At 56.2% G+C, this 24,556-nt stretch carries 20 protein-coding genes and 1 pseudogene; 10 read left to right on the forward strand and 11 right to left on the reverse strand.

Annotated elements, in window-relative coordinates:
* Positions 1-153: 153 nt before the first annotated feature.
* Entirely contained in the window at positions 154-438 is a 285-nt protein-coding gene (locus GRX01_RS10900) for a hypothetical protein (RefSeq protein WP_159666989.1), read from the forward strand.
* A 133-nt stretch (positions 439-571) separates the two neighbouring features.
* Positions 572-1,051, forward strand: a complete 480-nt coding sequence (locus GRX01_RS10905) for a hypothetical protein (protein ID WP_159666992.1) — start codon at positions 572-574, stop codon at positions 1,049-1,051.
* 149 nt (positions 1,052-1,200) lie between these two features.
* Here the strand turns inward: GRX01_RS10905 and GRX01_RS10910 are convergent, their stop codons facing one another.
* The 3 genes from GRX01_RS10910 to GRX01_RS10920 all read right to left on the reverse strand — a co-directional run bounded on the left by GRX01_RS10910 (position 1,201) and on the right by GRX01_RS10920 (position 4,839).
* Positions 1,201-1,728: a hypothetical protein gene (locus GRX01_RS10910; protein ID WP_159666994.1), complete on the reverse strand. Its 528-nt coding sequence runs from the start codon at positions 1,726-1,728 to the stop codon at positions 1,201-1,203.
* A 67-nt stretch (positions 1,729-1,795) separates the two neighbouring features.
* Positions 1,796-3,193 carry a DUF4330 family protein gene (locus GRX01_RS19365; RefSeq protein WP_201289575.1) on the reverse strand — a complete coding sequence of 466 codons (1,398 nt, stop codon included), beginning with the start codon at positions 3,191-3,193 and terminating at the stop codon, positions 1,796-1,798.
* Between the two features lie 1,277 nt (positions 3,194-4,470).
* Positions 4,471-4,839, reverse strand: coding sequence for a hypothetical protein (locus GRX01_RS10920; RefSeq protein WP_159666997.1), 369 nt, complete (start codon positions 4,837-4,839; stop codon positions 4,471-4,473).
* A gap of 642 nt (positions 4,840-5,481) precedes the next feature.
* On the opposite strand from GRX01_RS10920, the pseudogene GRX01_RS19175 reads away from it, so the two are divergent.
* Together GRX01_RS19175 and GRX01_RS10930 are read left to right on the forward strand one after the other, a co-directional pair.
* Positions 5,482-6,099 (forward strand): annotated as a pseudogene (locus GRX01_RS19175) (VirB4 family type IV secretion system protein); the annotation flags it as partial.
* 441 nt (positions 6,100-6,540) lie between these two features.
* Entirely contained in the window at positions 6,541-8,061 is a 1,521-nt protein-coding gene (locus GRX01_RS10930; RefSeq protein ID WP_159667003.1) for an ArnT family glycosyltransferase, read from the forward strand.
* A gap of 127 nt (positions 8,062-8,188) precedes the next feature.
* On the opposite strand, the gene GRX01_RS19500 is transcribed toward GRX01_RS10930, so the two are convergent.
* Positions 8,189-9,319 (reverse strand): O-antigen ligase family protein, encoded by a 1,131-nt coding sequence (locus tag GRX01_RS19500; RefSeq protein WP_159667006.1) that lies wholly within the window; start codon positions 9,317-9,319, stop codon positions 8,189-8,191.
* A gap of 220 nt (positions 9,320-9,539) precedes the next feature.
* On the opposite strand from GRX01_RS19500, the gene GRX01_RS10940 reads away from it, so the two are divergent.
* From GRX01_RS10940 to GRX01_RS10950, 3 genes are all read left to right on the forward strand, one after another.
* Complete coding sequence (locus tag GRX01_RS10940) at positions 9,540-10,991, forward strand: lipopolysaccharide biosynthesis protein (protein ID WP_159667009.1); 1,452 nt, start codon at positions 9,540-9,542, stop codon at positions 10,989-10,991.
* A 54-nt stretch (positions 10,992-11,045) separates the two neighbouring features.
* Positions 11,046-12,200: a glycosyltransferase gene (locus tag GRX01_RS10945; protein ID WP_159667012.1), complete on the forward strand. Its 1,155-nt coding sequence runs from the start codon at positions 11,046-11,048 to the stop codon at positions 12,198-12,200.
* A gap of 83 nt (positions 12,201-12,283) precedes the next feature.
* Positions 12,284-13,477 carry a sulfatase-like hydrolase/transferase gene (locus tag GRX01_RS10950; RefSeq protein WP_159667015.1) on the forward strand — a complete coding sequence of 398 codons (1,194 nt, stop codon included), beginning with the start codon at positions 12,284-12,286 and terminating at the stop codon, positions 13,475-13,477.
* On the opposite strand, the gene GRX01_RS10955 is transcribed toward GRX01_RS10950, so the two are convergent.
* The 7 genes from GRX01_RS10955 to GRX01_RS10985 all read right to left on the reverse strand — a co-directional run bounded on the left by GRX01_RS10955 (position 13,455) and on the right by GRX01_RS10985 (position 20,679).
* Complete coding sequence (locus GRX01_RS10955) at positions 13,455-14,594, reverse strand: glycosyltransferase family 4 protein (protein ID WP_159667018.1); 1,140 nt, start codon at positions 14,592-14,594, stop codon at positions 13,455-13,457. The two genes, GRX01_RS10950 and GRX01_RS10955, sit on opposite strands and share 23 nt — an antisense overlap.
* A gap of 14 nt (positions 14,595-14,608) precedes the next feature.
* Positions 14,609-15,571, reverse strand: coding sequence for a DUF2334 domain-containing protein (locus GRX01_RS10960; RefSeq protein ID WP_159667021.1), 963 nt, complete (start codon positions 15,569-15,571; stop codon positions 14,609-14,611).
* Positions 15,568-17,118, reverse strand: coding sequence for an alkaline phosphatase family protein (locus GRX01_RS10965; RefSeq protein ID WP_159667024.1), 1,551 nt, complete (start codon positions 17,116-17,118; stop codon positions 15,568-15,570). Before GRX01_RS10965 ends, GRX01_RS10960 begins: the two co-directional genes overlap by 4 nt.
* Before the next feature lie 104 nt (positions 17,119-17,222).
* Positions 17,223-18,626, reverse strand: coding sequence for a sugar transferase (locus tag GRX01_RS10970; RefSeq protein ID WP_159667027.1), 1,404 nt, complete (start codon positions 18,624-18,626; stop codon positions 17,223-17,225).
* A gap of 325 nt (positions 18,627-18,951) precedes the next feature.
* Positions 18,952-19,308 (reverse strand): hypothetical protein, encoded by a 357-nt coding sequence (locus tag GRX01_RS10975; RefSeq protein WP_159667287.1) that lies wholly within the window; start codon positions 19,306-19,308, stop codon positions 18,952-18,954.
* Positions 19,309-19,361: 53 nt separating this feature from the next.
* Positions 19,362-19,751 carry a hypothetical protein gene (locus GRX01_RS10980; protein WP_159667030.1) on the reverse strand — a complete coding sequence of 130 codons (390 nt, stop codon included), beginning with the start codon at positions 19,749-19,751 and terminating at the stop codon, positions 19,362-19,364.
* Positions 19,752-20,151: 400 nt separating this feature from the next.
* Positions 20,152-20,679, reverse strand: a complete 528-nt coding sequence (locus GRX01_RS10985) for a hypothetical protein (RefSeq protein WP_159667033.1) — start codon at positions 20,677-20,679, stop codon at positions 20,152-20,154.
* Positions 20,680-21,292: 613 nt separating this feature from the next.
* Between GRX01_RS10985 and GRX01_RS10990 the strand changes: the two genes are divergently transcribed.
* The 3 genes from GRX01_RS10990 to GRX01_RS11000 all read left to right on the forward strand — a co-directional run bounded on the left by GRX01_RS10990 (position 21,293) and on the right by GRX01_RS11000 (position 24,556).
* Positions 21,293-22,507, forward strand: coding sequence for an NAD-dependent epimerase/dehydratase family protein (locus GRX01_RS10990; RefSeq protein WP_159667036.1), 1,215 nt, complete (start codon positions 21,293-21,295; stop codon positions 22,505-22,507).
* Positions 22,508-22,536: 29 nt separating this feature from the next.
* Positions 22,537-23,499 carry an NAD-dependent epimerase/dehydratase family protein gene (locus GRX01_RS10995; protein WP_159667039.1) on the forward strand — a complete coding sequence of 321 codons (963 nt, stop codon included), beginning with the start codon at positions 22,537-22,539 and terminating at the stop codon, positions 23,497-23,499.
* A 67-nt stretch (positions 23,500-23,566) separates the two neighbouring features.
* On the forward strand, positions 23,567-24,556 hold the full coding sequence (locus GRX01_RS11000) for an NAD-dependent epimerase/dehydratase family protein (RefSeq protein WP_159667042.1): 990 nt from the start codon (positions 23,567-23,569) through the stop codon (positions 24,554-24,556).

Genomic DNA, 24,556 nt, shown 5'->3' on the forward strand with positions numbered 1-24,556 from the left:
CTCCCCCTCGGCGAACCGATCAGACCGATCGATCCGACTGACCACACGAATAGACAATAGCTATATAACGATATCTTTCGAACGAAGACTATAGCCTTCGAGAAATTCGACGAGTCCGGATCGGGCCGCGGCCGGCCGGCGGGAACCGACCCGATGATCTCGATCCGGAAGTCGGGGAGCATCGGCGTGAATCGAGCGGCACCCGAGGAGTTCTTCGGCGACAACGAGGGCGCCGTCCTGTACTTCGACGAGGACGCCAACCGGATCGGGATCGAGCCCGTCGCGGACGCGGACGCGGACGACGCGGCCTACACCGTCTCGGTGACCGACTCCGGCGGGACGATCGCGCCGAAGGCGTTCCTCGAAACGTACGACCTCGTCCGGACGTCACGACGCAGTACGACCCCGCGTGGGCCGACGACGACGAGCAGTCGCTGATCGCCGTGGACCTCGACGAGCCGAGCGGGACCTACGGGTCGCCCGACGAGGAATAGACCGGCGTCCGGTCGTCGCTCGCGCCTCTGGCGACTTCGGCGTCCGGCTTTAGTGGCCATGCTTCCATGTGGCTGCCGTGCCCTCCCTGCCGCGCCCGTCCGTGACGCGCCGCGATCGGCTCGTCGATCGTCGGCTGACGCCGACGGTCGTTCTCGCGGCGGTGTCGTTCGTGCCGGCGACCCGGCTCACGTCGCCGGGTGCGCTCGTCCCCGGTGTCCTGCTCGTGTGGTGTCTGTCCGGTGGCGCCGTCATCACCGGGGTCGTGCTCGCTCGTGGGGCGTCTCGGATACGCGAGCACCGGGGAACGCTCACGGTCCGTGCCGTGGCCGATCAGGTACCCACAACCGGGGTGGTGCTCCGCGGCGGTGAGACTGTCGTCGTTCTCTGTAACACGGTCGTCCTCGTCTGGCTGGCGACGGGCGTGGTCCGGGCCGTCGCGGGCGTCGGGACGCTGATCGTCGCGGTCGGGGTCGTGTTCGGGGCGGTCGGCGGAACGATCGTCTCGGTTGCCGTTATCCTCCGTGTCGTCGTCGAGTCGGTTGCCCTCAACGAGTGAACGTGGGTATCGGTTCGCCCCTCACGATCGCATGACATCCATTCCTCGCTGAATCGACATTCTTCACCGTCTATTGTACTGTGGCACGTCTCGCAGCTTGTACACACGGCAGAAACCAGTTGGGTGGCCGATCACAGTCGGTTGCGGTATTACCGGTCGGCTTCGCTATCGCGCGACTTGTCCGGTGGCTCCTGTCCGCTCTCGTCTTCGTGATCGGTGTTCTCGGATGGTTCCTCGTTCCCCGATCCGCGGCTGGATCGATCAGCGTGTCTGTCGGGCGGCTCCGGGGGTTCGAGTACCCGAACGAGGAGCTGCCCGGCACGGGTGTCTGCCGCTCGTTCGCCGAGCGCGACGAGTCGGTCGAGGGCCTGTTTGAGCGTGGACCCGCGCCAGTAGGGGAGCGTCCGCTCGATCGCCCAGTCGAGGAGTGCGATGATCGGTCCGACCGTCCACGTCTCCCGCAGGTCGATGACGATCACCTCCGGCTCGGGCTCCTTCGTGAGCCAGCGGTAGAAGAACGAGTGCCGCGTGAACTCGCCGACCCGCCGGGCGAACGCCGTGAGCGACGACGACCGCGCTGCGTTGCCGAGGTCGGCGACCGCGCTCCCGACGGCGGATCGTTCGACGATCCCCCGAACGCGCGTTCGTAACCTGGACGTCGTGTCCTCCTGTGACATCAGTCGGGCCCCTCGCGGTCGGCTGCGGGTTCGCCCCGTCGGCGGGTCGCGCCCGGCCGTCGGCTCGTCATCGGATCGAGACGATCGTCGCCCGCACGGTGATCGTTCCGAGGTCGAGCACGACCGTCGACCCCTGCTGGATCGTGCGACCCTTGAACCGGATCCCGGACGTGGTCTCGCGCACCTGCAGCGTGGCCGTGATCGTCACGTCGCGCAGCGTCGGGTGGTCGTACACGCCGAGGTCTCCCCGCTCACCCTCGAGGATGATCGTGGACGGCTCGACGCTCACGCGGTCGACGCGGGCGATCGTTTCGCCGTCGGAGCGTTCGCGCATCCCCCCATCGATCGCCTGTGCCATCGGCTCGCGGACCTCGCGCATGCTGAGCGTGACCGTCCGGTTGGCGAGCGCCCCGCGCTGGGTCGTCGCGCCGACGCGTTCGATCTCGCCGGTGACGCTGTAGGCGTCGGTCGCGAACGTCAGTCGGGAGCCCCGCCGGAGTTCGGTCGAGCCGAACTGGGGATCGTCGCCGGTCGAGACAGTCGACACTGAGAGCCCGAGGAACACCCGGGTCCTGTCCGGGTTGCTCGTGCTGTACTTGGCGACGTGTTCGACCGTCGCGATGTCCTGCGTTCCCACGGTCGTGGTGTCGCCTTCGGTGATGTCGTCGGCGACTTCCGTCGGCACGGTCTGGCTGATGAGGATCTCCGACTGTCCGCTTTCGAGTCCATCTCCGACCGAAAGCACCTGCCCGTCGACGGTGTACTGGGCCCCCGGCAGCGAGACGGTCTGCCCACGCCGGAGTTGGCTCCCGCCGAACCGGAGGGCGCCGTTCTGCCGATGGGCGCTGAGATTCGCGGTGAGATAGATGAGCCGCTGGCTCGCGTCCTCGGTGGGATACGCGCGAACTGTCTCGATCGTGGCAACTGTACGTCCCGCGAGTCGGATCTCGTCGCCCGCAGCGAGATCACGGGCGTCCTGCGTCGGCATCATGTCCCGAATGACAACCGGCGTGGTCGGTGTGTCCAGTGTGTCGCCGTTCCCGACTGCACGGATCTGCCCTTCGACCTGGTATAGTTGGGTCGCGATTTGTAGTGTCCGCCCCAAGCGTGGCGGGGCGCCGTCATAGCTGAAGCCGCCAGATTGCACACCCTGAATCTGTACCCGAAGAACTGCTCTCGTTTGGTCTCCTTGAGGCGTAAGGTGTACGTCTGTGATCGTGATCTGCTGGTTGCTTGCCGGGCTGTAGGTGTCACCTTCGTTGATCTCGTCGACCACGTACTGCGGGACAGTCCCGAGATCGAGGGTGGCGTTTCTGGTCGCGGTGTCCGGGCCCTGCGGTTCGGGATCGGGCTGTAGGACGAACGCCGCACCCGCGGCGACGACGGCGAGCACGAGGAGCACTGCGAGGGCGTCGACGACGTTGACGGCGCCGAAGAGGTTGCCCTCGTCGTCAATGAGATTCACTGGAGATCACCCGCTGGTCGCATTACTCACTCCCTATCGCATCTGGATCAAAACGCTTCCGGATCCCTCCGCATCCGTTCGGCGAGCGGCCCTCTCTCAGCGATGCGGCGAATGGGATGACTGCCTGTAGACCGCAGTTGTACGTCGCTGTAAACGCCGACAACCGAATCGGGCGTGTCACCCTGAATAACCTCCGAGGCTCAACGGGCGTTGAGGCGAACTAGCTTTTGTCCCCTACTGAGGCGGTGTTCGCCTTGACGCGTCCCGACCGAGCGTTCGTCTGCAACTACTCTCTTGGGAATCACGACGCTTCCGGTGTGTTGTGGACACATCCGCGACTGTGATAGTCGTCCGCAGTTGAGCGGTAGCAGCCCGTCGATAGTTGGCGACCCCGGAATCACTCCCCGGTGCAAATAGACGTCATTACACTCGAAATAGGGGCCGTCCTGAAGTCATCCAATTGTCGCCTTCCCTAGGATATAATCCTATACTAGCTACTAAGAAGCTTTGTCGTGTATATTTGGCTCATAAGGGAACACATCGGCCAGAGTCACTCGGTATTTTCCTTCCAATCTCCGCTGTCTGTGTGGACAGCAACCTGCTAACGGTCTCTGCGGGGGATCGGTTGACTACTTTGTCCGCAGCGACCAAGCCAAGTGCAGTAGAGCGCTGAACACACCGATATACGCGCAATCGCGGAGCAACGCAGCGTTTCGATAGCCCAACAGGTACCGCTGGAACCACATGAATCGCCTATATCGACCGATACCAACTGTTTGAGAGACTCTGTGGCGGTTGGGTTGTGACCGGTAAGGAGCCACCGCTGCATCGGCATTCAAAACCAAGGCCCCTGCTATCTGGCGATTTCGACGCAGTCATCCGATATCAGACCACCAACGGGAGTCACGACGACCACGGCTATGATCGAGTATCCGGCAGCTCAATCTGATATACTCTCGAATACCGACAGCACAGGCGATCTCCATCTCCAACGACAGATCCAAATACTGGCTGTAGCGGGCTTCACACGGCTGCTTGGGAATCGGCCATTCCTCACTACGAGTAGTTCTGCTAGCGCCGGTGACAACAGTACCCGTATCGACGTCGATTTCGACATGCTGCCGGCCTGTACCGGGAATATAAGCGGCGCAGCGACGGCGTTGATCCGCCGATTCGACAGCTTACCGTGGCGAGACAGCCGAATTCGGCACGAATAGGATTGAATCGGTCGAGTCACTACCTGAACGCCCGACAACCACCGTTTCTCGTGAAGCAGATCACCCGTCGGCATGACGTAGATCGAGATCCCGCAGCAGCGTTCCGGCCGTTCGTAACTCGGTGAACCCCGGCTCGTCGATGAGCCACTGACTCGGCGGCGGGTTCTCGTCATACGTTTTTGCCACGCGAGGCTCGCCGTCCGCGAGGCGGTTGAGCGCCGTCAACACCTCATGACCCACGGCGCCGGTTTTCACCACCCAGATGGCGGCTTCCGGCTCTGGCGCCGCAAGCGCGTCGTAATCCTCGGGGACAGCCCGATACCGGTCGTTGTTGGCCCGTTCGGCCTCCAGCGTCACGACGATCTTGCCCTCGGTATCCAGCCCGACCGCGTCGTACCGGCTGTCCCGGTGGATCTGCGACGAGCGCAACGTCGCCTACTCGTCACTGGAGGTGTATAGAGACGGCTCACACAACCCTGTCAAGGCGCTCAACGGAGTTCAGTCGGGCCACATCTGCGGCCGATGTAACAAGCGCGTTCAGACTAGCGATCTTGTACGAGCGTATCCCACCTACTACAACCGAGACGGGTGGACGCTCCGACGACTGTGGGTCAATGACTGCGTGGGGTCTGCTATCAAAGAAAGCATTGATGAATCTGATGAGGTAATCTTCAAAGCTGTATTTTGAGATCAACAGCTTGTTTCAATCAAAGTAAAAATCCACACGGCCTATTTAACATCGTAGCCTCCTCTTCCCAACCAGTAACTACTTTTGATACTATTCATATAACCCAATATGCCAAGTGATAGTCGCCCAAGTTCGGAAGAAAGAGTAGCATTAGCTTCTAAAGATTCACGCCCCGATAATCATATTGTTCTAACACGGCCGACAGGAGCGGCAAACGGAGGATATGCATATCACGAACCAAATGATGATCAGGAGCCGCTTTGTAATGCTGGTGGTCCAGATGCAACATTTGAGAAACTGACAATTAAAGAAGCACAAAATAAGAACAAATCACCGTGTGAGATGTGTGAAAGAATAGATAGAATATAATATCTTTGACTTATTTTCATATCCGTGATGGATCGGTCGTATATTCTGACGTGGCCGAGCAGGACGGCTAGGTGGGGCGGCCACACTAGCCTGCTGATGGAGCTGCTCATCTCGCTGGTGTACAACGGGCGAAAGAAACCGATAAAGAGGTCGTGTTTGCCATCGACGAGGCGCGATACTTGATGTAGGACGCGGCGACGCTGTCGTGCTTGGAGACGATCTTCCGGCATCACCACCATCACGACCTCTTTATCCCGCTGGTCACGCAGACGCTCGACGAGTTCTTCGAGCACGACACCGCCGAGATGATCCTTGATCAGTATGCGAGCAAACAGTTCCACAAGCTCGACGGGATGGACCCCGAATGGGCCGATGAGTTCGGCCTGAACTATCTTCAGATGCGGTACGTCCAGTCGGCAACCGTGGGTGACGAGGATACGGGCCACCTCCAGGCACTGTTCGGTGTCGACCGAGAGTGGGGCGGCCTGGAGGTCCGGGCGCTGCCGCGCGAGCATGCTGTCATCGGACATGACCCTGAACCACCGGGCGGACTGTTGGTTGACGACTTCGTGGAGGCCGTCTCGGACCGATCGATATTCAGGTGGGAATGGCCTCGGCTGTGCCGAACGTAACACTGGTTCGCAATCAATGGGTGTGCTGACGACCTGAGGACTGGGATAGCAAACATGTGAGAAGTGTGATCGCTCTTGATACGGTAGACAATGTATCTGCGCCGCACTCGAAACCATGATCGCCCTTTGATGAGGCTTGCACGTCTGAAGCCAATAAGCGGGGGCTGTCTTGAACTCTTATTTATAAATGCCCGGAACTTGGAATCATAGATTCTTTGATCCTGAAGTACGAATAACAACAGAACAATCAATAATGGGTCAAACTCAGCGGGTGCAGAGACAGCTGAACAGAGCAGATTAGGAAGTCAAGACAGTACCATTGTTCTTCACGAAACCGTTTGATGGAACTCACCGTGACTCTTGGTATAATCGTAGACTTGAACCCCCACAATCTGAAACAACCCGTTTAATTAACTACGGTCTGTGTAGACCGCATAACCAATGAGTGACGACAACAGACTCTTCGATTCACGACTTTCTCTCGTCAAATATCTCCCTGTATTGGGAGTGCTCCTGCTTCTGACGGAGCCAATTCCAGCGGGCTACATTCCAGACCGTGAGCTCGCACACTATTTCCAATCAGTCGCATTCCTACGTAATGGAGTTGAATCATATACATACATAACATTACGCGAAAGTGACGCTGCGCTCCACCTTTACTCGCTCCTCTCTGCGCCATTCGTGGCAATCGGATACGAAGCCGGTGGTCGACTGGTTAGTGTAATCGCCGCAGTTGCTGCAACGATCATCCTTGGGAAAACTGCACGCGACCTCTTTGGGCCAGTCGCTGGGATCGTCGGTCCACTATTATTGTGGGCTAACCCATTCTTCTTCCGATTTTCGTGGACCGTGATGCCTGAAGCACTAAGTATGGCTCTTACCGCCGTAGCCGTCTATGCCACAATCCAGTATACGGACACAGATAAACAGAAGTGGCTCGGAATCGCTGTACTCGCATTGGTTGCCGGTGTGAGCAATCATCTATGGGAAGCAGCGATCGTACTTCCCATTGTTGTCATTCTTGGTTACCACCGGGAATACCGATGGAGCAGTGTATTTGTGATTGTAACCACTGTATCTGTGGTCGCTGTTTACTTATTGACCGAACTTCAGCCCAACCCGGCATCACCCTCTCACTATGCGGTCGTTGAGACAGGATTCAGTATATTCTTTACCACTGGTTTCTGGTTACGGTTTCTCACACGGCCATTTTCACCATTCTATCTTGGGCATAGTTCTTTGTTTTATCCAGGATTAGTCCTTGGTGCATACTTTTTCTACCGACTTGTGACAAATCGTAGTATAGGAAAATTGATAGGTAAGGAGTACGCGGACATCGTCGTTTTGTCATGGCTGGCGGCGGGTGCGGCGATTCCGTTCGGACTTCCTGGTGGACTCAACCATCAGTATTATCTCTGGGGGTTGGTCCTCCCCGTAACACTCGCACTCAGTGGGATTCTTGAGCTTGTGTATCAGAACGCGAGAATGTATAATTATCAACAGACTGCGCAACGTGCTGTACACCTACTTCTGGCGGTTCTTGTAATGACGGCACTGCTGAACGCCGCAGTCTTTGAGGCCGGGATTGGCATTAACGGGTCTGCGTCTACCGCTGCACCCGTATTTGATCTTCGCGGTGAAGCAGATCAACGGTTCGCTAGTGACCCAATCACTGGGAAGGAAGCTGTCGAGACTGGATACGCTCTACGCAATTACCAGATCCAGAGAGTAAACGAAATTGTTTTTGTAAATAGTGGTACTGAATTGTCATATATAACAATATACCGAGTGATCACATACAGTAACTTGGAGGTCCGTGGTGTATGGAAGCCATCACTTGATCGGAATGCTACTACTGGACCGCGATATATTACTGGATCACCAGAGGGCCTACAGTGTACTGTGATTATTATGGGGCAATCTGACGGCTCACTTGATATCAAAAGATGCAATCATAGGTAGAACACAACAATTAAAAAAATAAAATATTCTATTGTTGGCATATTATTTGATTTTTCTCAATCCAATAAACACTATCATATAATGTATGCTAGTTTGTCTTTCACCTAAGAAGAAGTGGATATCTGCCTCAGCGGCCTGAGGTGGTTCGGTTACTTTGCGCTTCATACGGACAAACTGCAAAGCCAAAAATCAACGCGGTGAGAACAGAATTGAAACTGATACCAAATAGTGAGAAACCAGCAAATGTCTGCATGATTGCGACCACAACAGCGACGATCCCTAGTGTAACGACCTCTGGGGGAACGGCCTTCCGAATCGAATCGGAAATTGCGACGATTGTGAAATATACATAGGCTGTTCCGCCGATAGCACCCGTGGTGAGGTACATACGGAGATAAGAGTTGTGTGGGGTGTGCCCATGCCACTCTTCGCCTACGAACGGACGAATGAACCCTGCCCTACTCCCCGGACCGAAGCCAAAGATAGGCCGCGTAGAAAGGGCCTCAATCGTCCCCCTCCAGAGGGGAGTTCTCCCTCTCAGACCAAGAGATGAGATCACTTGGGGAAAAGGAAGGATGTCGGTGACCAGCCCGGTAAATATCCCTAACCCAATAACGCCGAGTACCGCCGTTAATCGGCTGAATTGAACACTATGGGTGCGCCAGATAACCAACAACGATGTTCCTGCTGTAACGGCTAAAAGTGCCGCTCTGCTCCCGCTGAGGAATACACCTAAGGAATTTATTGTGAAGAGTAATAACATGAAAATATTTTTACGTCGGTATAGCTCTGCCATCGAGCAGATCGTCCCAACCGAGGTGAGTAACCCCATGACGTTCGGATTGTTCGTTACACTCTGGACTGGGTGGAGAGTTCCATTTGGTAAGAATTGTGGTTCAAATGGAAGTTTCCATGGCCAAGCTTTGATAGTAACACCAAGAGCGGAGTAATCACCGAAGATCGCCGTTGGAAGACCGATCGCAACAATGACTGCACTAAACCCTGATGCTACACGTATGAACTCTCCTCGTGAAAAATAATTTGGCAAAACGTACAAACTGATTATAGCGAAGACTACGAAGGTCACAGAACGAAGTGTAACTATGAGAATATTCTGCCCATCAATTGCTGAAATAAAAATATGCATAATATAAACTGCAATGATAACTAGAATAGGATAAGACGGTCTTCTATGACTCATCAGTTTAGTATCAGTTGTTATGAACACCCATCCAAGGATCAGTATGTAAATGAGCACTGTGAGTATGTATGCGTGCCTCTGTTGAATGAGATACGAGCGCGTCAACAGTGATACAAACATCAATATTGCTAGAAGAGCAGTACGTCTCATTACGAATCGCACCGCTCGCTACAAGTAAAAATAATCCGACTTGAAATGAGACTCCACCATATGAGCTGGAACGCCGAGCTTTGGGTTACGAAAGACATTTATCCCAATCAACTCCGCTTGCTATCGAATGGTTGAATCTCGCCAGATGTTTCTCCACGATGTGTTCTACTCTTTTCTGCCGTTTGCGGTTAGCAAACTCCGCGGTGTCCTCGTTATTCCGATTCTGACGAAACTCTTCGGCCCCTCGACCTACGGTGTATGGATCCAGTATAGTATATCGCTGATTCTCATCACGAAACTGGCGAGCCTTGGATTAGAGAACGCGATGAACCGATATCTTCCCGGTGCTGACGACACACGACTTCGAGAAGACTACTATGCTGTTCTAGTAGTGACTCTAGCGACAGCCGTGGCAATTGGGCTATTCACTATTATATTTCGACAAACGACAGCGGAATTTCTCTTCCCGACCGAGAGCGGTAGCACGATTCTCTTGTTACTCGCAACCGCATCGGTAGCTAATATCTACTTTGTCCAGACTTTACAGATGCTACGATCGCAACGACGTATCAAGAGCATGAACCTCTGGCGATCCGCCCGAATCTTGGGTGAAGTCGGCTGTCTACTCGTTGGCGGCTTCTTCCTTAATTCAATTGTTGGTGTATTTCTCGGTATTCTTGCTCTCTATCTATTGTTCTCGTTACTGCTTTCGGTCCAAGCCGTTTCAATAGTCGGCGTCTCAATTCCGAGATTCGCTAATATCAGGTCATATTTGAATTTTAGCCTACCGCTTCTACTTTCGACCGTAGCGTATTGGGTTGTGAATACTTCTGACCGTTACGTAATAACGTATTTTTTGGGACTTGATTCTGTTGGAATATATTCGGTTATGTACGCAATAGCGGCGGTAATCGGAACAGTCTCACATCCCATTATTAATGTCCTATTTCCGGACCTCTCGGAGCTAAAGAAGGAGGGAGAAACGGAAGAATCTCAATCTCGACTCGGCATTATCGTTCGCTACTTTCTATTGTTCGCTACCCCGTCGATTGTTGGAATCATCATACTCAGGATACCAACTATCCGACTCATTAGCACGTCGACCATCGCTCGTGACGCCAATCTCATGGCGATCCTTGCTCCAGGAATGGCACTGTATGGAACATTTAATATATTTATCCAAGTATTGAAAGTTGAGGAAAGAACGCTACTTGTCGGTCTTCTCTGGGGAGGTGTTGCAATTTCAAACATCTGCTTGAATATCATCTTAGTACCAGTCTATGGCATCACCGGTGCCGCAATAGCAACGTTCACAGCCTTCGTAATTGGATTGACTTCTGCTGGGTGGTATCTCAGAGAAGATCTTGTACAGATTCGATTTGAATTTGTTCGGGTAGTTGCCTCCGCAGGTGTGATGGGTGTGTTTGTATTGATCATGAGATGGCAGTTATCTCCATTAGGGTTCCCATCGTTGTTTGCAACTGTTCTGGTCGGTATCGGTATATATACCATCTCTTCTTACCGTCTTCGGACCATTACTGGGCACGAACTAAAATATCTCCAACAAAAACTGAGCTAAGGACCGCCTCAAGGCGGATGTATTTTATGTTAGTGCCTCTCCGTGTTACGCATAATGGAGGCAGACCAACACACGGTTTTCATTTTCTCGACACATGATATCTCCACCGTGCAGGGGACGACAGAAGCATACTACGTCTCACGATCGTTCGGGGAGCTATTCGATACGCATGTGATCGGACCGTCCTCGACGAGAATTGTGGGTACGACATCGCACTCCTACTCGGCCTCCGGTATCCTTGGAGTCCTCTGGATGAACATTATCCTTCTCCCACGCTGGGTTTGGCTAGCGTGTAGAACGCGTCCAGACATCGTCTATGCTTATCGGAACGTCATACTTCCTCCAATCTTCCTGAAGATCTTGTTCGGTTCTCGAGTTGTCTGTGATCTTCAGGTACACCCAGTTGAACAGCCAAAAGAATTTAATAAAAACACCATAACAAACAAAATATTTTTAACATCGTCATGGTTGGGACACAAGTTATTACTCGGTTTTTCTGATATTACAATCACGCTTAGCGAACCTCTCTGTCAGAGTATTGCTGAGAGCTTCGGCATATCAGAAGATGAAATATATATCGTTCCGCTCGGCGTCGATCCCGATGTGTTTGTGCCACAAACCAAAGAAAATAAGGACAACTTTACCATTGTCTATGTAGGATCGATCAAAGCTCATCGAGGTATTGAATTTGTATTCAAGGGGTTGAACCAACTCTCGAAACAAACTCAGGAACGAATCAACGTTGAACTGTTTGGTCCCGTTGTCGAAGATTATGCAGCTGAAATCGAAGAACTAGCTAACGTCGGGGCATATTCCGTAACGTGGCACGGTCTGATCCCACACGAAGACGTACCCTATAAGGTAGGCAATTGTGATTGTGCAGTTTCCCCGCTCCCGCCACACGAGGGATTCAATGTCAGTTCACCCGCAAAGATATACGAGTACCTCGCACTTGGACTACCGATTATCGCCACAAGAATAACACCGCACCAACGGATTCTGGAACATGAACATGACGCTCTTTTCGTGGAACCAGACGATACACAGGAGATGTCAGAGGCTATTGAGCGGCTTATATCAAATGAGCGGCTTCGTTCTGAACTCGGAATGAATGCGAGAGAGAAAGGTATCGAAAACAGCTGGGAGCGTCGAATCCAATCCATTTTAGAAGTGGTCAGTGACGGGACGAAGGTCGATATTCCCAATTGACTCTGACATCGGTTGAACATTCGTCTGTCCCGTCGGATCGGAGAATCTATGTAACCTTGTAATAGAGTTTCTGGAGTCACGATATGCTCTCAACACTCACAGAACGGGGGCAAGTCGATAATGTTTTGATCTTCGTCTCGGATAGTCACCGATTCGATTCGGTACCGAAGACAGTAACCCAACATGGAGTTACCTTCGAAGGTGTATCTGCCAGCACCTTCACCGCATCTGGGTTGCCATCGATTCTGACCGGCCAACTCCCGAGCACTCACAAGATATGGCACTTCGACGATCAACTTGAACGAATGCCGCCGCTACTAAAGAACGCCCGAAACGTAGGATTCAATGCGGAAACAATTTGGACCGATCTTCCCCCCCGCCAGAAACCACCACTAAAGATCCACCATGTAGATGAGAGAACGAAATTGGATGAGTTAGATTCCCCTTTTGTCCACATTGTTCACGATAAGGGGGGTCACTCCCCATATAATGAAGACTTCGAGAACTCGCAAGGTTCTGAAGCATACTTCGAGAACGTAGGTTCACACAGATCAGCACGAAATGATTATGTAGATGCGGTAGAAAGCTCTGCCGACCGATTTGCTGATATCGTAGCCCAACTTGAAGATCGGTCGATACTTGAGGAGACTCTCCTTATTTTTTGCAGTGATCATGGAGAATTTATTGGCGAGAAAAACCTCGGTCAGATCTATGGCCACGGCCATCCGATGGCACCACCGTTAGTACAGGTCCCTATCGTCTTTTGCGGTGCCGGTCTCAAGAGCGGCGTAGTTGCTGATGAGCCTATCTCAACAGCAGATATCGCTCCGACCGCAATGCGGTCGTTGGGATGGTCGCCTCGTCAAGATATTTTTGGTCAGAGTATTTGGCGGAAAACCCCGTCGAGATCGCAACCGTTGCTTTCCGAAGTCTGGAAAAAGGGAAAGCACCGGGGAAGATCTTATAATAAGTACGCGGCCACTGGCGCATGGTCAACAGGTGAATCCGGTGTCGTATTCCATCGATATTCAGCACTCGCTCGTGCATCGTACGGACTTGCAACACATCTGTACACGGCTTCCCATGCGTCTCTAACTCGCTCCCATGCGAACCACGTTACTATTAAAAGAATTCTAGGCTCTCACAGCCCGGGCGTTGTCAAATACGGTTCTAATTTGGAGGTTTCCCGGGAATCAGTAACGAACGAGTTTGAAGCGGCGGATAGGACTCAATACGATATCGACGAAGAACAGCTCAAGAAATTGGGCTATCAATAGACGATTGATCAAAACAGTGCTTCTTGTACAGCTCTTGGACCTGTCGAGCTGAGTGTTCACATCTGAACCTTTCGACGCTCTTTCGACAGCGATCCGTCATCGCTACTCTCAGTTCATCGTCTTCAAGCAACTCCGAAATGGCATTCTTAAGCTCCTCAACGTCTCCTGGGTCGTACAGTAGTCCTGTCTCGCCGTCAGCCACTTGTTCGGGGATTCCTGCAATACGCGTTGAAACAACTGGTGTACCCGATGCCAAAGCCTCTGAAATAACTCGAGGCGTCCCTTCTCGATATGATGGGAGAACGAAGACATCGGACGCCGCTAGGAGATTTGGAACATCAGATCGATAGCCGAGGAGTCGAACGGCATCGGACAACTCACTTTCTTCGACTCGGGTTGTAAATTCCTCTGCGATCGGCCCGTCGCCGGCTATTATGAGTTCGACACTTATTTCTTGTCTTAAAGACTTGAAGGCATCTAACAGGTCGTAGAGTCCCTTACCCTCCGCGAGACGACCCACAAACAAGAGTCGATGATCAGCGTTGCTCTCCGGTAATATGGCTGGTTGTGAGTCGGCGAACGCATCAATATCGACACCGTGATATATAAGTTCGTACTGCTCAGGTTCCCCAATCCCCCGATCGATAAATTCCTCTCGTATCCGTTTTGATTTGACAATTAACAGATCTGTAGTTCGTGCACTCACTCGCTCAGCAGCCAGCACGAATGCGTTCAAGAGGGGGTGGTGGTCCTCCGAAATGGGGTCTCCGTGAATTTCGTGGACGACAAACGGCGTGCGTGCTAAAAATGCTGCCCATCGTCCTACGATCCCTGCCTCGGTGCTGTGGGTATGGAGAACGTCAATGTCGTTGCGATGGAGGTACCATGCGATAGTTAACACTGCAATGAGCGCAGCTATTGGGTTATAGTGTCGTAACCTGTGAAAAACAACCGTCTTGACGCCCTTTGATTCTGCGTCTGCGAGTCGATCCTGATCGTGTGCTTCTCCAGTACCTAGGTGTAATTCATACTCCTCATCAGCCTCATGGAGCGCTTTGATAGCGTTATCAGTCGTCGTTTCAGCACCTCCGTTCAAATAACGCGTAATGAGGTGCATTACGGCTACCTCACTCATCTGTTGTCTCCCCTCTGCCAGCGTCCCTCCCGATATGCTGTTGCGACATCCGACATCGACATCACTTCCAGTTCGCCCTCGTCACGGAGTTCTGCTGCCGTACCAAGGATCGCATCGAGTTCAGCGAGTAGCATGTCCCGATCACTGGCCAGGTTACATGGATGAAACCACAAGTGGAATATTTCGCCGGTCTCAGCAGCTCGGCGCAGTCCCTTCTTAGCTCGCGTTCGCTGTGAGTGACATGGAGTGTACTGCCAGCCGTTGTGATATGGTCTGAACACCTGTGATCCCGGAATTTTGACCAGTCCACGGCGTTTGCTTGGCGTGACCGTCGGGGGTGTCAACTGCGTTAATTCCTCAAGGAAGCGTATTCCCGGTTTTACAACTTTGGGAACATTCTCATGCTCGAACCATCGTTGATCGAGTCCGCGGTACACCTCAAATCCACGGTCAGCGAGTAATTTTTGATGGCCAATCTCGTTACGTGGATAAATGAAACTGTCCGGATCGATACCCTCTGCAGCTGCGATATCCAGTGCTGTATCTATCTCTGCCGCGGCCACGTCATCGAAACAGCCGTTCGCACCGAGTATCATGTGGGTATACCCATGGAGGCCTATATCATGATCCACCGTTGCGTTTCGAATCGTTTCCAGTATCTCAGGAGCGTACCAGAGGTCCCGACTCACTTTGCTCCGACAGGGTAACGCCGACATCCAATCAATCCACTCGAAGGCTGGCTCTGGTTCCTCGTGGCTGCCTTCACAGTCTCTGAGGAGGTGGGCGACGAGCGCCCACGTCGCTGAGATTTCGTGCCGATCAAACAGTCTTACAAGATCCTCGATTACTGCTGGAGTATTTTCGAAAGCTGAGCGTTCTGTCTCGACATCGATCATATCGAACCTCCCCCACGCCAGTTCCGTATCGAGCGAAACAATGAATACTCCGGGCTTGCTCATTTGTATCCCAAGTCTTCGAGCCGATCAGATACGGATCCCGTTCTATCGACTGCCCTCTGATCTATCTCGTCGCTGGCCGTGACTCGGTTCGGTTCGCGATCTGCCGCATCTGAACCGGCCGCGAATAACTCACTTCGAACCGTCCCGTCAAAGAAGGTGGGAATATCCTCGCCATGTAGATGGAGAATTGTCGGAGCGATGTCTAGAATGTGCATCTCCGACGAGAATGAGTCCGTGACGAAATCGTCTCCGTACGCCATGAAAAAACCAGTTTCCTTGTTCTCTCCTCGCCACGTATCGGGGTCATCGAAAACAGAATCAGCCCCGATGCTCCCATCAATATGGACATTGGGTGCTTGCCGAAGAATTATATCGGGACCTTCGTCAAGGTATGGGCCATTATACACGGAAGCAGCTGGGAGTGCCTCGCTCACGACAGTGGTTCCTTGGTCATCGACTAGTCCATCAAGTGCTTCAATAAGTTCACTACGGATTCGTTCGTGTTCAGTCGGATCATCGGAGAGAACATACAGAGGGCCCTGCCCACTAGCCACGGCTGTTGATTGATCCCAATCGATGACCGACTCTTTGCCACTCTTTTTAATCCGTCCGTCCTCTGACGGAAGCATATCTTGGACCCGGTCTGGAATAAATTGACGTAGCCACCACTCAATTCCGAGTTTTCCGAGGAACGGACGAATACGTTCTCTGGTGATTCCCAACCGCGACAACCAATCTGTACTGCTATCGGTAGTGATCAAGTATCCCTGTTGTTTAAGCCAAGTGTTAATGTGAAATTCAATCTTAGTTTCGTTTGAACCATGATCGGACATCACGAGTAATCGATTGAGTTCATCTGCCTCTAATAACTCGCCGACGCGGTCGTCGATCCGTTGCCAAGCTTTCTCAACGACGGGATCGTCCCAATAAAAATGTTGGAGCATGTTCAGGTAGAATACTGTCAGATGTATATACTCATACTCACCGGTGGCTAATTCATCGAGGAGTACATCGAACCGCTGATCTATCAATCGGTATATTTCGTCAACACACGGGCTATCGGGATTATCTTTTGAAAGTAAGGATATCTGTTCCGGGTGGACTTGATAATCGTATTCATCTCTCAGTTTACTCTCTAATGACGCAGGACTAGTAAAACCGGTTTGCTCTGCTCCTGGACCGCCGGAAATGTGGATTCCATTAACATCCGGTGGCGGATAACTTGTAGGAAGGTTAATTACTGCGACATCATGATTAAGCCGTCGCCAAAACGGTTCACCATCAAAATTCTCAATTCTGCTTGTATTACGTATATTATGCTTCTCTCTATCTATCGTTTCCCACCAGAAAACTCCGAGTTTCCCCGGATTTTGCCCGGTGGCGTAACATTGCCAATTCGGACACGTTACCGGCGGTACACAGCTCTGCATATCTCCAGCGGTTCCTTTTCTCTGTATATACTCAATATTCGGGAGCTTATTGTTTTGTAACCAAGGCTCAATGAGTTCGAAGCTCCCACCATCCAATCCAAGAGTAACTGTTGTCATTGACTGGAGTTTCGCATCGACATAATTATGATTTGCGTCCTGGCGATAATGGGGCCTGACGGTCAGAATCCCAGCGGACGGCTTAGAATGAGTAGATAATGGTCTTATATCACTTCATCCAATACAATCCACACCTGTCTTGTAACAAGCTTGAAATCATATCCCAACGACTGGTCGCGAACATACTCTAAGTCATATCGCAACTTCTGATCCGGCTCAACACCTGTAACTCCACTCACCTGCGCCGGCCCAGTCAGCCCTGGTTTTACGAACCACCGCTTCTGCCAGTCCACCACACCAGTCTGTATGTCAGAGTCTAACTCCGGTCTTTCTGGACGCGGTCCGACCACGCTCATATCACCCCACAGCACAGACCAGAGTTGCGGGATCTCATCAAGATGCGTCTGCCGCAACACGCGACCCACGTCCGTCACACGCGGGTCCACGCCGCCGTCGTCCTCAGCACTGAGCGTCACACCCGTCTCAGCCTCGGCGTTCTCGACCATCGACCGGAATTTGTACACGTCGAACGTCTCACCGAACACGGCTGTCCGCTCCTGACGATACAACACCGTTCCCCCGTCGTCCAGCTTGATCGCCACACAGATCCCCAAGATCACCGGCGACACCGCGACCAACCCCGCCACCGAGAACGCCACATCGAACGCCCGCTTCGCCATGTAGTCCTGCACGTCCCATGGCTCGATCACCACGTCCACCAGCGTCCCCATCTCATCATCACCAGTCAATACCGTGTCAGCGTGGTCGCGATGCACCTTCGCGTCGACGCCGTGCTCGTAACACGCGTCCAGCGCCCCGAAGAACTCCGCCCGGTCGGCCTGAGCGAACGCAAGCACCACGGTGTCCACGTCTTGCTCCACTAGCACGTCCTCAATGCGAGACAGTCCACCGAGCCTACTCACCCCGCCGAGCGACACCCCCCCGTCGGCGACTACAGGGTCCCCCACTGTCTCATGGGCACGTAGCGTGGTCGTCGGGCAGAGGTAACCCAGCGGCGCTCGGTCCAACTCACTGATCACGTCCTCAATCACCCCGGGGTCGTCGCCGACGACAAGCACCCGCTCGGACTCACTGTTGGGACGGCGCCCCACCCACACGAACCATAGCGGGAGCGCGACAAAGAGGATCGGTGTCACGAGCAGCACCGTCATCCGCGGGACTGCGTAGGTGTAGTCGAAGTAGCCGACAGTTGCGACCGCGAGGATGGCGACGAACAGGCGCTTGTGCACGAGCGCGACCGTGTTGAGGATCCGACGCGGCCGCGGGCGGTAAAGCGGGAAGAACGCGCCCGTAATCACCGCAACTGTCACCAATAACTCGATGGTAAACTCCGGCGCAGCCGGGGGATCCGTCGGCAGCTGCCCCAGCACGGGAGCCATCGACGCGAGCGACTGGACGGTGGCGTTGTTGACCACGCCGACCGCGAACGCCGACAGGAGAACCACTCCCGCGACGCTGCCCAGTCGATACCGCCAGCCTCGGTCCATTACCGAACAGTTGTCAGGGGAATCGGGTTAAGTCTCACGTAACTCGGCCGGATTGAGTGGGCTCGGAAGATCGGGGTTACACTCTATGGAGGACACGTTCGGACCACCGACGACCTGGCGGCATGCGTCGGGCCACCCCGGATTACTGATCCCGATCATCCGATCCTCCGAGGTGGTCGTGATACGATATGCGAACCTCGAATCCTGTGGCACTCAGTAACTGACACTCTCACGATGTACTCGTCTCCGTTGATGATTCCCGCGTATATCGACTGGACGGGACCCAAGTGCAAGCCGCTTGATCACGCCACGCTTTCGATTCAGCTCACGCGACGCCGACGAGCAGTCGGGGATTGTACGCCGTGGTGAACGCGCCGACGACCGCGAGCAACGCCGGCGGCGTGTAGAAGACGAGCCGGTCCCCGGCCCGTGCCCCCCAGAGACTGACGGCGAGACATGCCCCGAACACGACCGCCTTCAGCGCGATCAGTCCCACGAGACCGAACGACTCGACTGCGACAGCCATCTCGAGATTTCCCTCGTCGATCGCTGGAATGTAGCCGATCAACGCCAGCGTGGTGACGATATCGCCCACGCCGTACAGCCCGGTCGCGATCACCCACAACCAGCTGAACTCGCGGTCCTCGAACGGCGTGTCCGCGAGCGAGAGGGTGGCCCGCATCACGAGCGTGTAGGGCCGACGCCGTGGATAGCTCTACCCATCCGGTCAAGTCACTACGTCGCCCCCGCGTTCGATCCGCCCGACTCCTCGCTGTTTCCGGGCTCGTTCGTCACGACGATCTCAACCGGCACGTCGGCCGCCACCGTCTCGGTATCCTGGTCGCCGGCGTACAGCGTGACCGTCACCGTCACCGTTCGGTCGTATGTCCTGGTCCGGCCGTCGGCTGCGACCGAGAGATCGTCGGCCTCGCCCGCCGTCAGGAACTGGAGTCGCGTGTCGACAAGCGCGTTCGCCAGCGTCAACTCCGTCCGATTCGCGACCGTGGTAGTGACGCTGCGGACCTGCACTGTCGTGTCGTCGGTTCCGAAGCCGACGGTCACCTCGGCGTGCGTTGCCCGCGGCCGTGACCACTCGGCGGTCCCGGAGACGGTCCCGGCGACCACGTCGACGTCTCCGCGGTCGGTGCTGATCGGGGAGTCGACCGACGCATCGACACCGAGAGTGAGCGTGATCGACCCGGGTCCGTCCCCGGACTGGCCGCCGTCCGCGGACGCGGGCGGACCACCCTCACCAGCGTCGTTCGCCGACTCTCCTCCGGTGGTGTCGCTCGGCGGCTCGTCACCCGACTCGCTGTCTTCGGCTGTGGGCTCGCTGTGTCCGGTCGGCGTCTCTACCGGCGTTGCTGTCGGTGTCTCCGGCGGCGTCTCAGTCGGCGTGTCGGTATCGGGCTCGTCGTCTGACTCATCGGTCGTCCCGGAGTCCGAGTCCGGCGAATCGTTCTAACTGCTGTCGTCGGCCTCTATGTGACTGCCGTCCGTCTCGGGCGTCCCGCCGACGGGGGTGTCAGTGCAGCGTCCCCTCACGATGCACGGCATCGTACGCGAACAGCGCGTACCCGACCTCCGCGGGGGTATACCCAGTCTCGGTGGCGATCTCCCGGATCGGATCGATCATCGCCACGTAGTCGGCGGCGTCGAACGATTCCTTGCGTCCCTCCAGATAGTCGAACCGCTCCAGCGTCGCCCACACCCTCGTGTCGACGACCGCGTGCCGCTCCGGATCCAGCGCCGTAAGCACACACGACGTCGTCGGGGCTTGAAACCCGCTGAGTCCCGTCATCAGCCGGACCTTCGAGAAGTCGCCGTCGACGGTACGGACGTTACGCGTCACCTCGCGACAGCGTTCCTCCAGGTTGGATTCGACATGGTACGCGCTGCGCGTCGACGACAGGTACGCGATCTCGTAGAGCTGATCTCGGGTGAGATAGCCTTGGTTCCGATACTGTTCGCCGAACGTCTCTAACTCACCCGGCAGGAGTCCCTGTGTCTCGTCGTAGCGGTCGAGATGCTCGGCGATCGTCTCCCTGCGCATAGAAGGTAGCCGAACCTGCTTGGAGTAAGTGACTGCGATCGGATCTGGATGAATCCTCCTCTGACGAGTTGAGAACAAACATCACGATACGTCGTCTCAGCAATCTCGTTGACCGCGGTGTGTATCTCAAGAAGAACGGAAGCTCAGATGGCCACGGTGATCTCGAGCCGCCGTGGCTCACTCCGTGATGTCGCATCGAGCAACTCTGCGTCGAACCGATCGAAGACACGATGAATCTCGCCGGGACCACGATCGCGACGCGGCGTCGTCTCGACAGTCCGCCCGGCACGACTGCCTTCGCCTGGCGCGATCATGTACTACTCCGATGACGCACTCGCACGTGGTAAGTGTGCTCGCGCGATTGTGTGCTCGGACACGATGTCGCGCGAGACAACTCACTGTCTCACCTCGATACGCTTGAAGCAGTTTACGCAGAGGCGAATCTCATCCCGTCCCCGGACCATCACACTGGGTGGGTAACGACGAACTCAATTCGGGACTAACCGACGCTGTTGATCCGTACCCGTTTTCCACACGTATCGAGGTTCTCCCGTCCGATACTCCGATAACAAGATTCAAGTGAACTCTTGGTTACTCACAAGCTGAGTAACCGATGACGATCCTCGTCACGGGCGCCGACGGCTACCTCGGTTGGCCCACGTCGCTACGTATCGCCTCCCGAACGGACGACCGCGTCGTGCTCGTCGACAACTTCGGCCGGCGCGAATGGGTCTCGGAGGTCGGCTCCGTCTCCGCGACGCCAGTCGCGGACATCGAGACGCGCCTCGAAGCGGCGGAGGAAGTGCACGGACTCACAAATCTCTCGTTCGTCGAGGGCGACCTCACCGACCGCTCGTTCGTCGACGAACTCCTCCAGGTCCACGAGCCAGAGACAATCGTCCATACCGCTGCCCAACCCTCCGCCCCCTACTCGCAGATCAACGGCGAGCGCGCCAACTTCACACAACACAACAACATGCAGTCCACGCGCAACCTCGCGTGGGGCTTCCACGAGAACGACCTCGCCGACACCCACCTCATCGAGACGACCACCACGGGCGTGTACGGCGCCCCTGAGTTCCCCATCCCCGAGGGCGGCGCGACGATGGAGAACCAAGGCGACCGCGACGACGTACCCTTCCCGGCGATGGCGGGCAGCTGGTACCACCTCACCAAGTCCCACGACGCGGCGAACCTCCGGCTCGCGAATAAGCAGTTCGGCATCCCCGTCTCGGACGTGCGCACCGCCATCACCTACGGTGCCGCCACGGAGGAAACCGCAGCAGACGACCGCCTCGCGACGCGCTTCGACTTCGACTACTACTTCGGCGTCGTCGCCCACCGCTTCGCCGCGCAGGCGATCGCGGGCTACCCGATCACCGTGTACGGCAAGGGCGAACAGCGCAAGCCGTTCGTCTCCCTCGAGGACGCCGTCGAGGGGCTCGCGCGACTCGCGCTGAACGACCCCGACGACCGCCCGGACGACCACGTCGTCTACAATCAGGTTACGCGCCCGATCTCCATCGTTGAGATGGGGACGACCATCGCCGAGGTCGCCACCAAGTTCGGCTTCGACACGGAGGTCGAGCACTTCGAGAACCCGCGCGACGAGGACGAGACCCACCAGATGGAGATCGACAACGACCGCTACATGGACCTCATCGGCGACCAGCAGGTGACCTTCGAGGAGGGGATCCGCGGCGTCTTCGAGCGACTGGCCGACCGCGCCGACCGCATCGGCGCCTACGAGGACCGCTTCCTCCCGGGCGTCCTCGAGGACCGCCTCGACGACGACTCCGCGGAGGCGCCCCCGGCGGCGGACGACTGACCGACCCGACACCCTCTCACATATCACGCATGCACGTTCTCGTCACCGGCGGCTGTGGGTACATCGGCAGCGCGCTCGTCCCGATCCTTCGCGACGACGACCGCGTCGACCGCGTCACCGTCCTCGACGACCTCTCGATGTCGTCGCCACGCAACCTCATGGGGAGCGGACTCGGGAGCGACGACAGCCTGCGCTTCCGGCGCGGCGACGTCACCGAGTACGGCGACGTCGAGTCGGCGATGCGCGGCTGTGACACCGTCATCCACCTCGCGGCGATCACCGGCGCGGACAGCACGCACGACCGCCGCGAGGAAACGTTCCACGTCAACTACGACGCGACGCGGAACGTCCTCCGGGCGGCGGGGAAGCTCGACGTCGACAACGTCGTGTTCGCCTCCTCGTGCAACATCTACGGCCGGGCGGCCGCCCGCGACATCGACGAGACCGTCGAGCCGGACCCGCTAAACCCCTACGCCGAATCGAAGTACGAGGCCGAGGACCTCCTCGCGAACGCGATCGACGAGTACGGCTACGACGGCACCGCGCTCCGCATGAGCACGAACTACGGCTACTCCCCGGGAATGCGGTTCAACCTCGTCGTCAATCACTTCGTGTTCCGCGCGATCACCGACCGGCCGCTCACGGTGTACGGCGACGGCTCGAACTGGCGGCCGTTCATCCATGTGACCGACGCCGCCCGCGCGTACGCGCAGGCCGCACTCGACCCGGAGGACTGGTCCGAGTTCGTCTACAACGTCGGCGCCAACGGGGGGAACTACCGCGTCGAGGAGATCGCCGAGACCGTCCGGGACGTCCTCGATCGCGACCTCGACATCACCTATCTCGAGGACGAGCACCCCGGTCCGTCGTATCACGTGAACTTCGACCGCGTCGCCGAGACCGGCTTCGAACCCGAACACGACCTCCGTGCAGGGATCGCGGACTTGGCCGACCGGTTCCGGAACGGTACTGTCGGAAGAGGTCGCCGATGATCGCGGACGGTCGCTCCCTCGAACGGGAATCGCGAGGTATTTGCACCGACGCGGACGGTGGATGCGCATGAGCACGACGGACGAGTTCCACGTCGCGGTCACCGGTGCGGCCGGCTTCATCGGCAGCCGCGTCGTCAAGATCCTCCAGCGCGACCACCCCGAGTGGGCGATCACCGCGCTCGACAACTTCTATCTCGGAACGGTCAGACAGATCGACGACGTCGATGTCGAGCACGTCGACATCCGTGACCGCGACTACCTCGAAGACGCGCTCGCGGGCGCCGACATCGTCCTCCACCTCGCGGCGGTCAGCGGCGTCGACGACTGCGACACCAACCCCGACCTCGCGTACGACGTGAACGTCACCGGGACGAACAACGTCGCCTGGTTCTGTCGCAAGACCGGTGCCGGACTGGTCTTCCCGTTCAGCATGGCCGTCATCGGCGACCCCGACTCGTTCCCGATCTCCGTCGATGACGACCGCGACCCGCTGAACTGGTACGGCCGGACGAAGGTCCTGAACGAGCGTGCCATCGAGACGTTCGCGGACGGCGCGTTCCCCGCGCACCTGTACCTCAAGTCCAACCTCTACGGCGAGCACATCGTTGGCGACACGCGCGTCTCGAAGGGGACCGTGATCAACTTCTTCGCGAACCGCGCTGCGGCTGGGGAGCCGCTCACCGTCTACGAGCCGGGGACGCAAGCGCGCAACTTCATCCACGTCAAGGACGTGGCCCGCGCGTACGCGCGGAGTGCCGAACGACTCCGCGACCAGCTCGACCGCGGCGAAACCGGCGTCGAGAAGTACGAGATCGCCTCCCGCGAGGACCCCGGTGTGATGGAAGTTGCCGAACTCGTCCGGCGACACGCCGCCGAGATACTCGACGAGGACATCGACATCGAACTGGTCGAGAACCCTCGCAGCGGCGAGACGATGGTCGAGTCCTTCGAGGTGGACATCTCCGCAGCGGAAGAGACACTGGGATGGTCGCCCCGAGAGACCGTCGACGGATCGATACGGGAGCTCCTCGAGGCGAAAGCCGAGACCGACTCCTGA

The sequence above is a fragment of the Halobaculum saliterrae genome, from assembly GCF_009831625.1.
Taxonomy (GTDB): domain Archaea; phylum Halobacteriota; class Halobacteria; order Halobacteriales; family Haloferacaceae; genus Halobaculum; species Halobaculum saliterrae.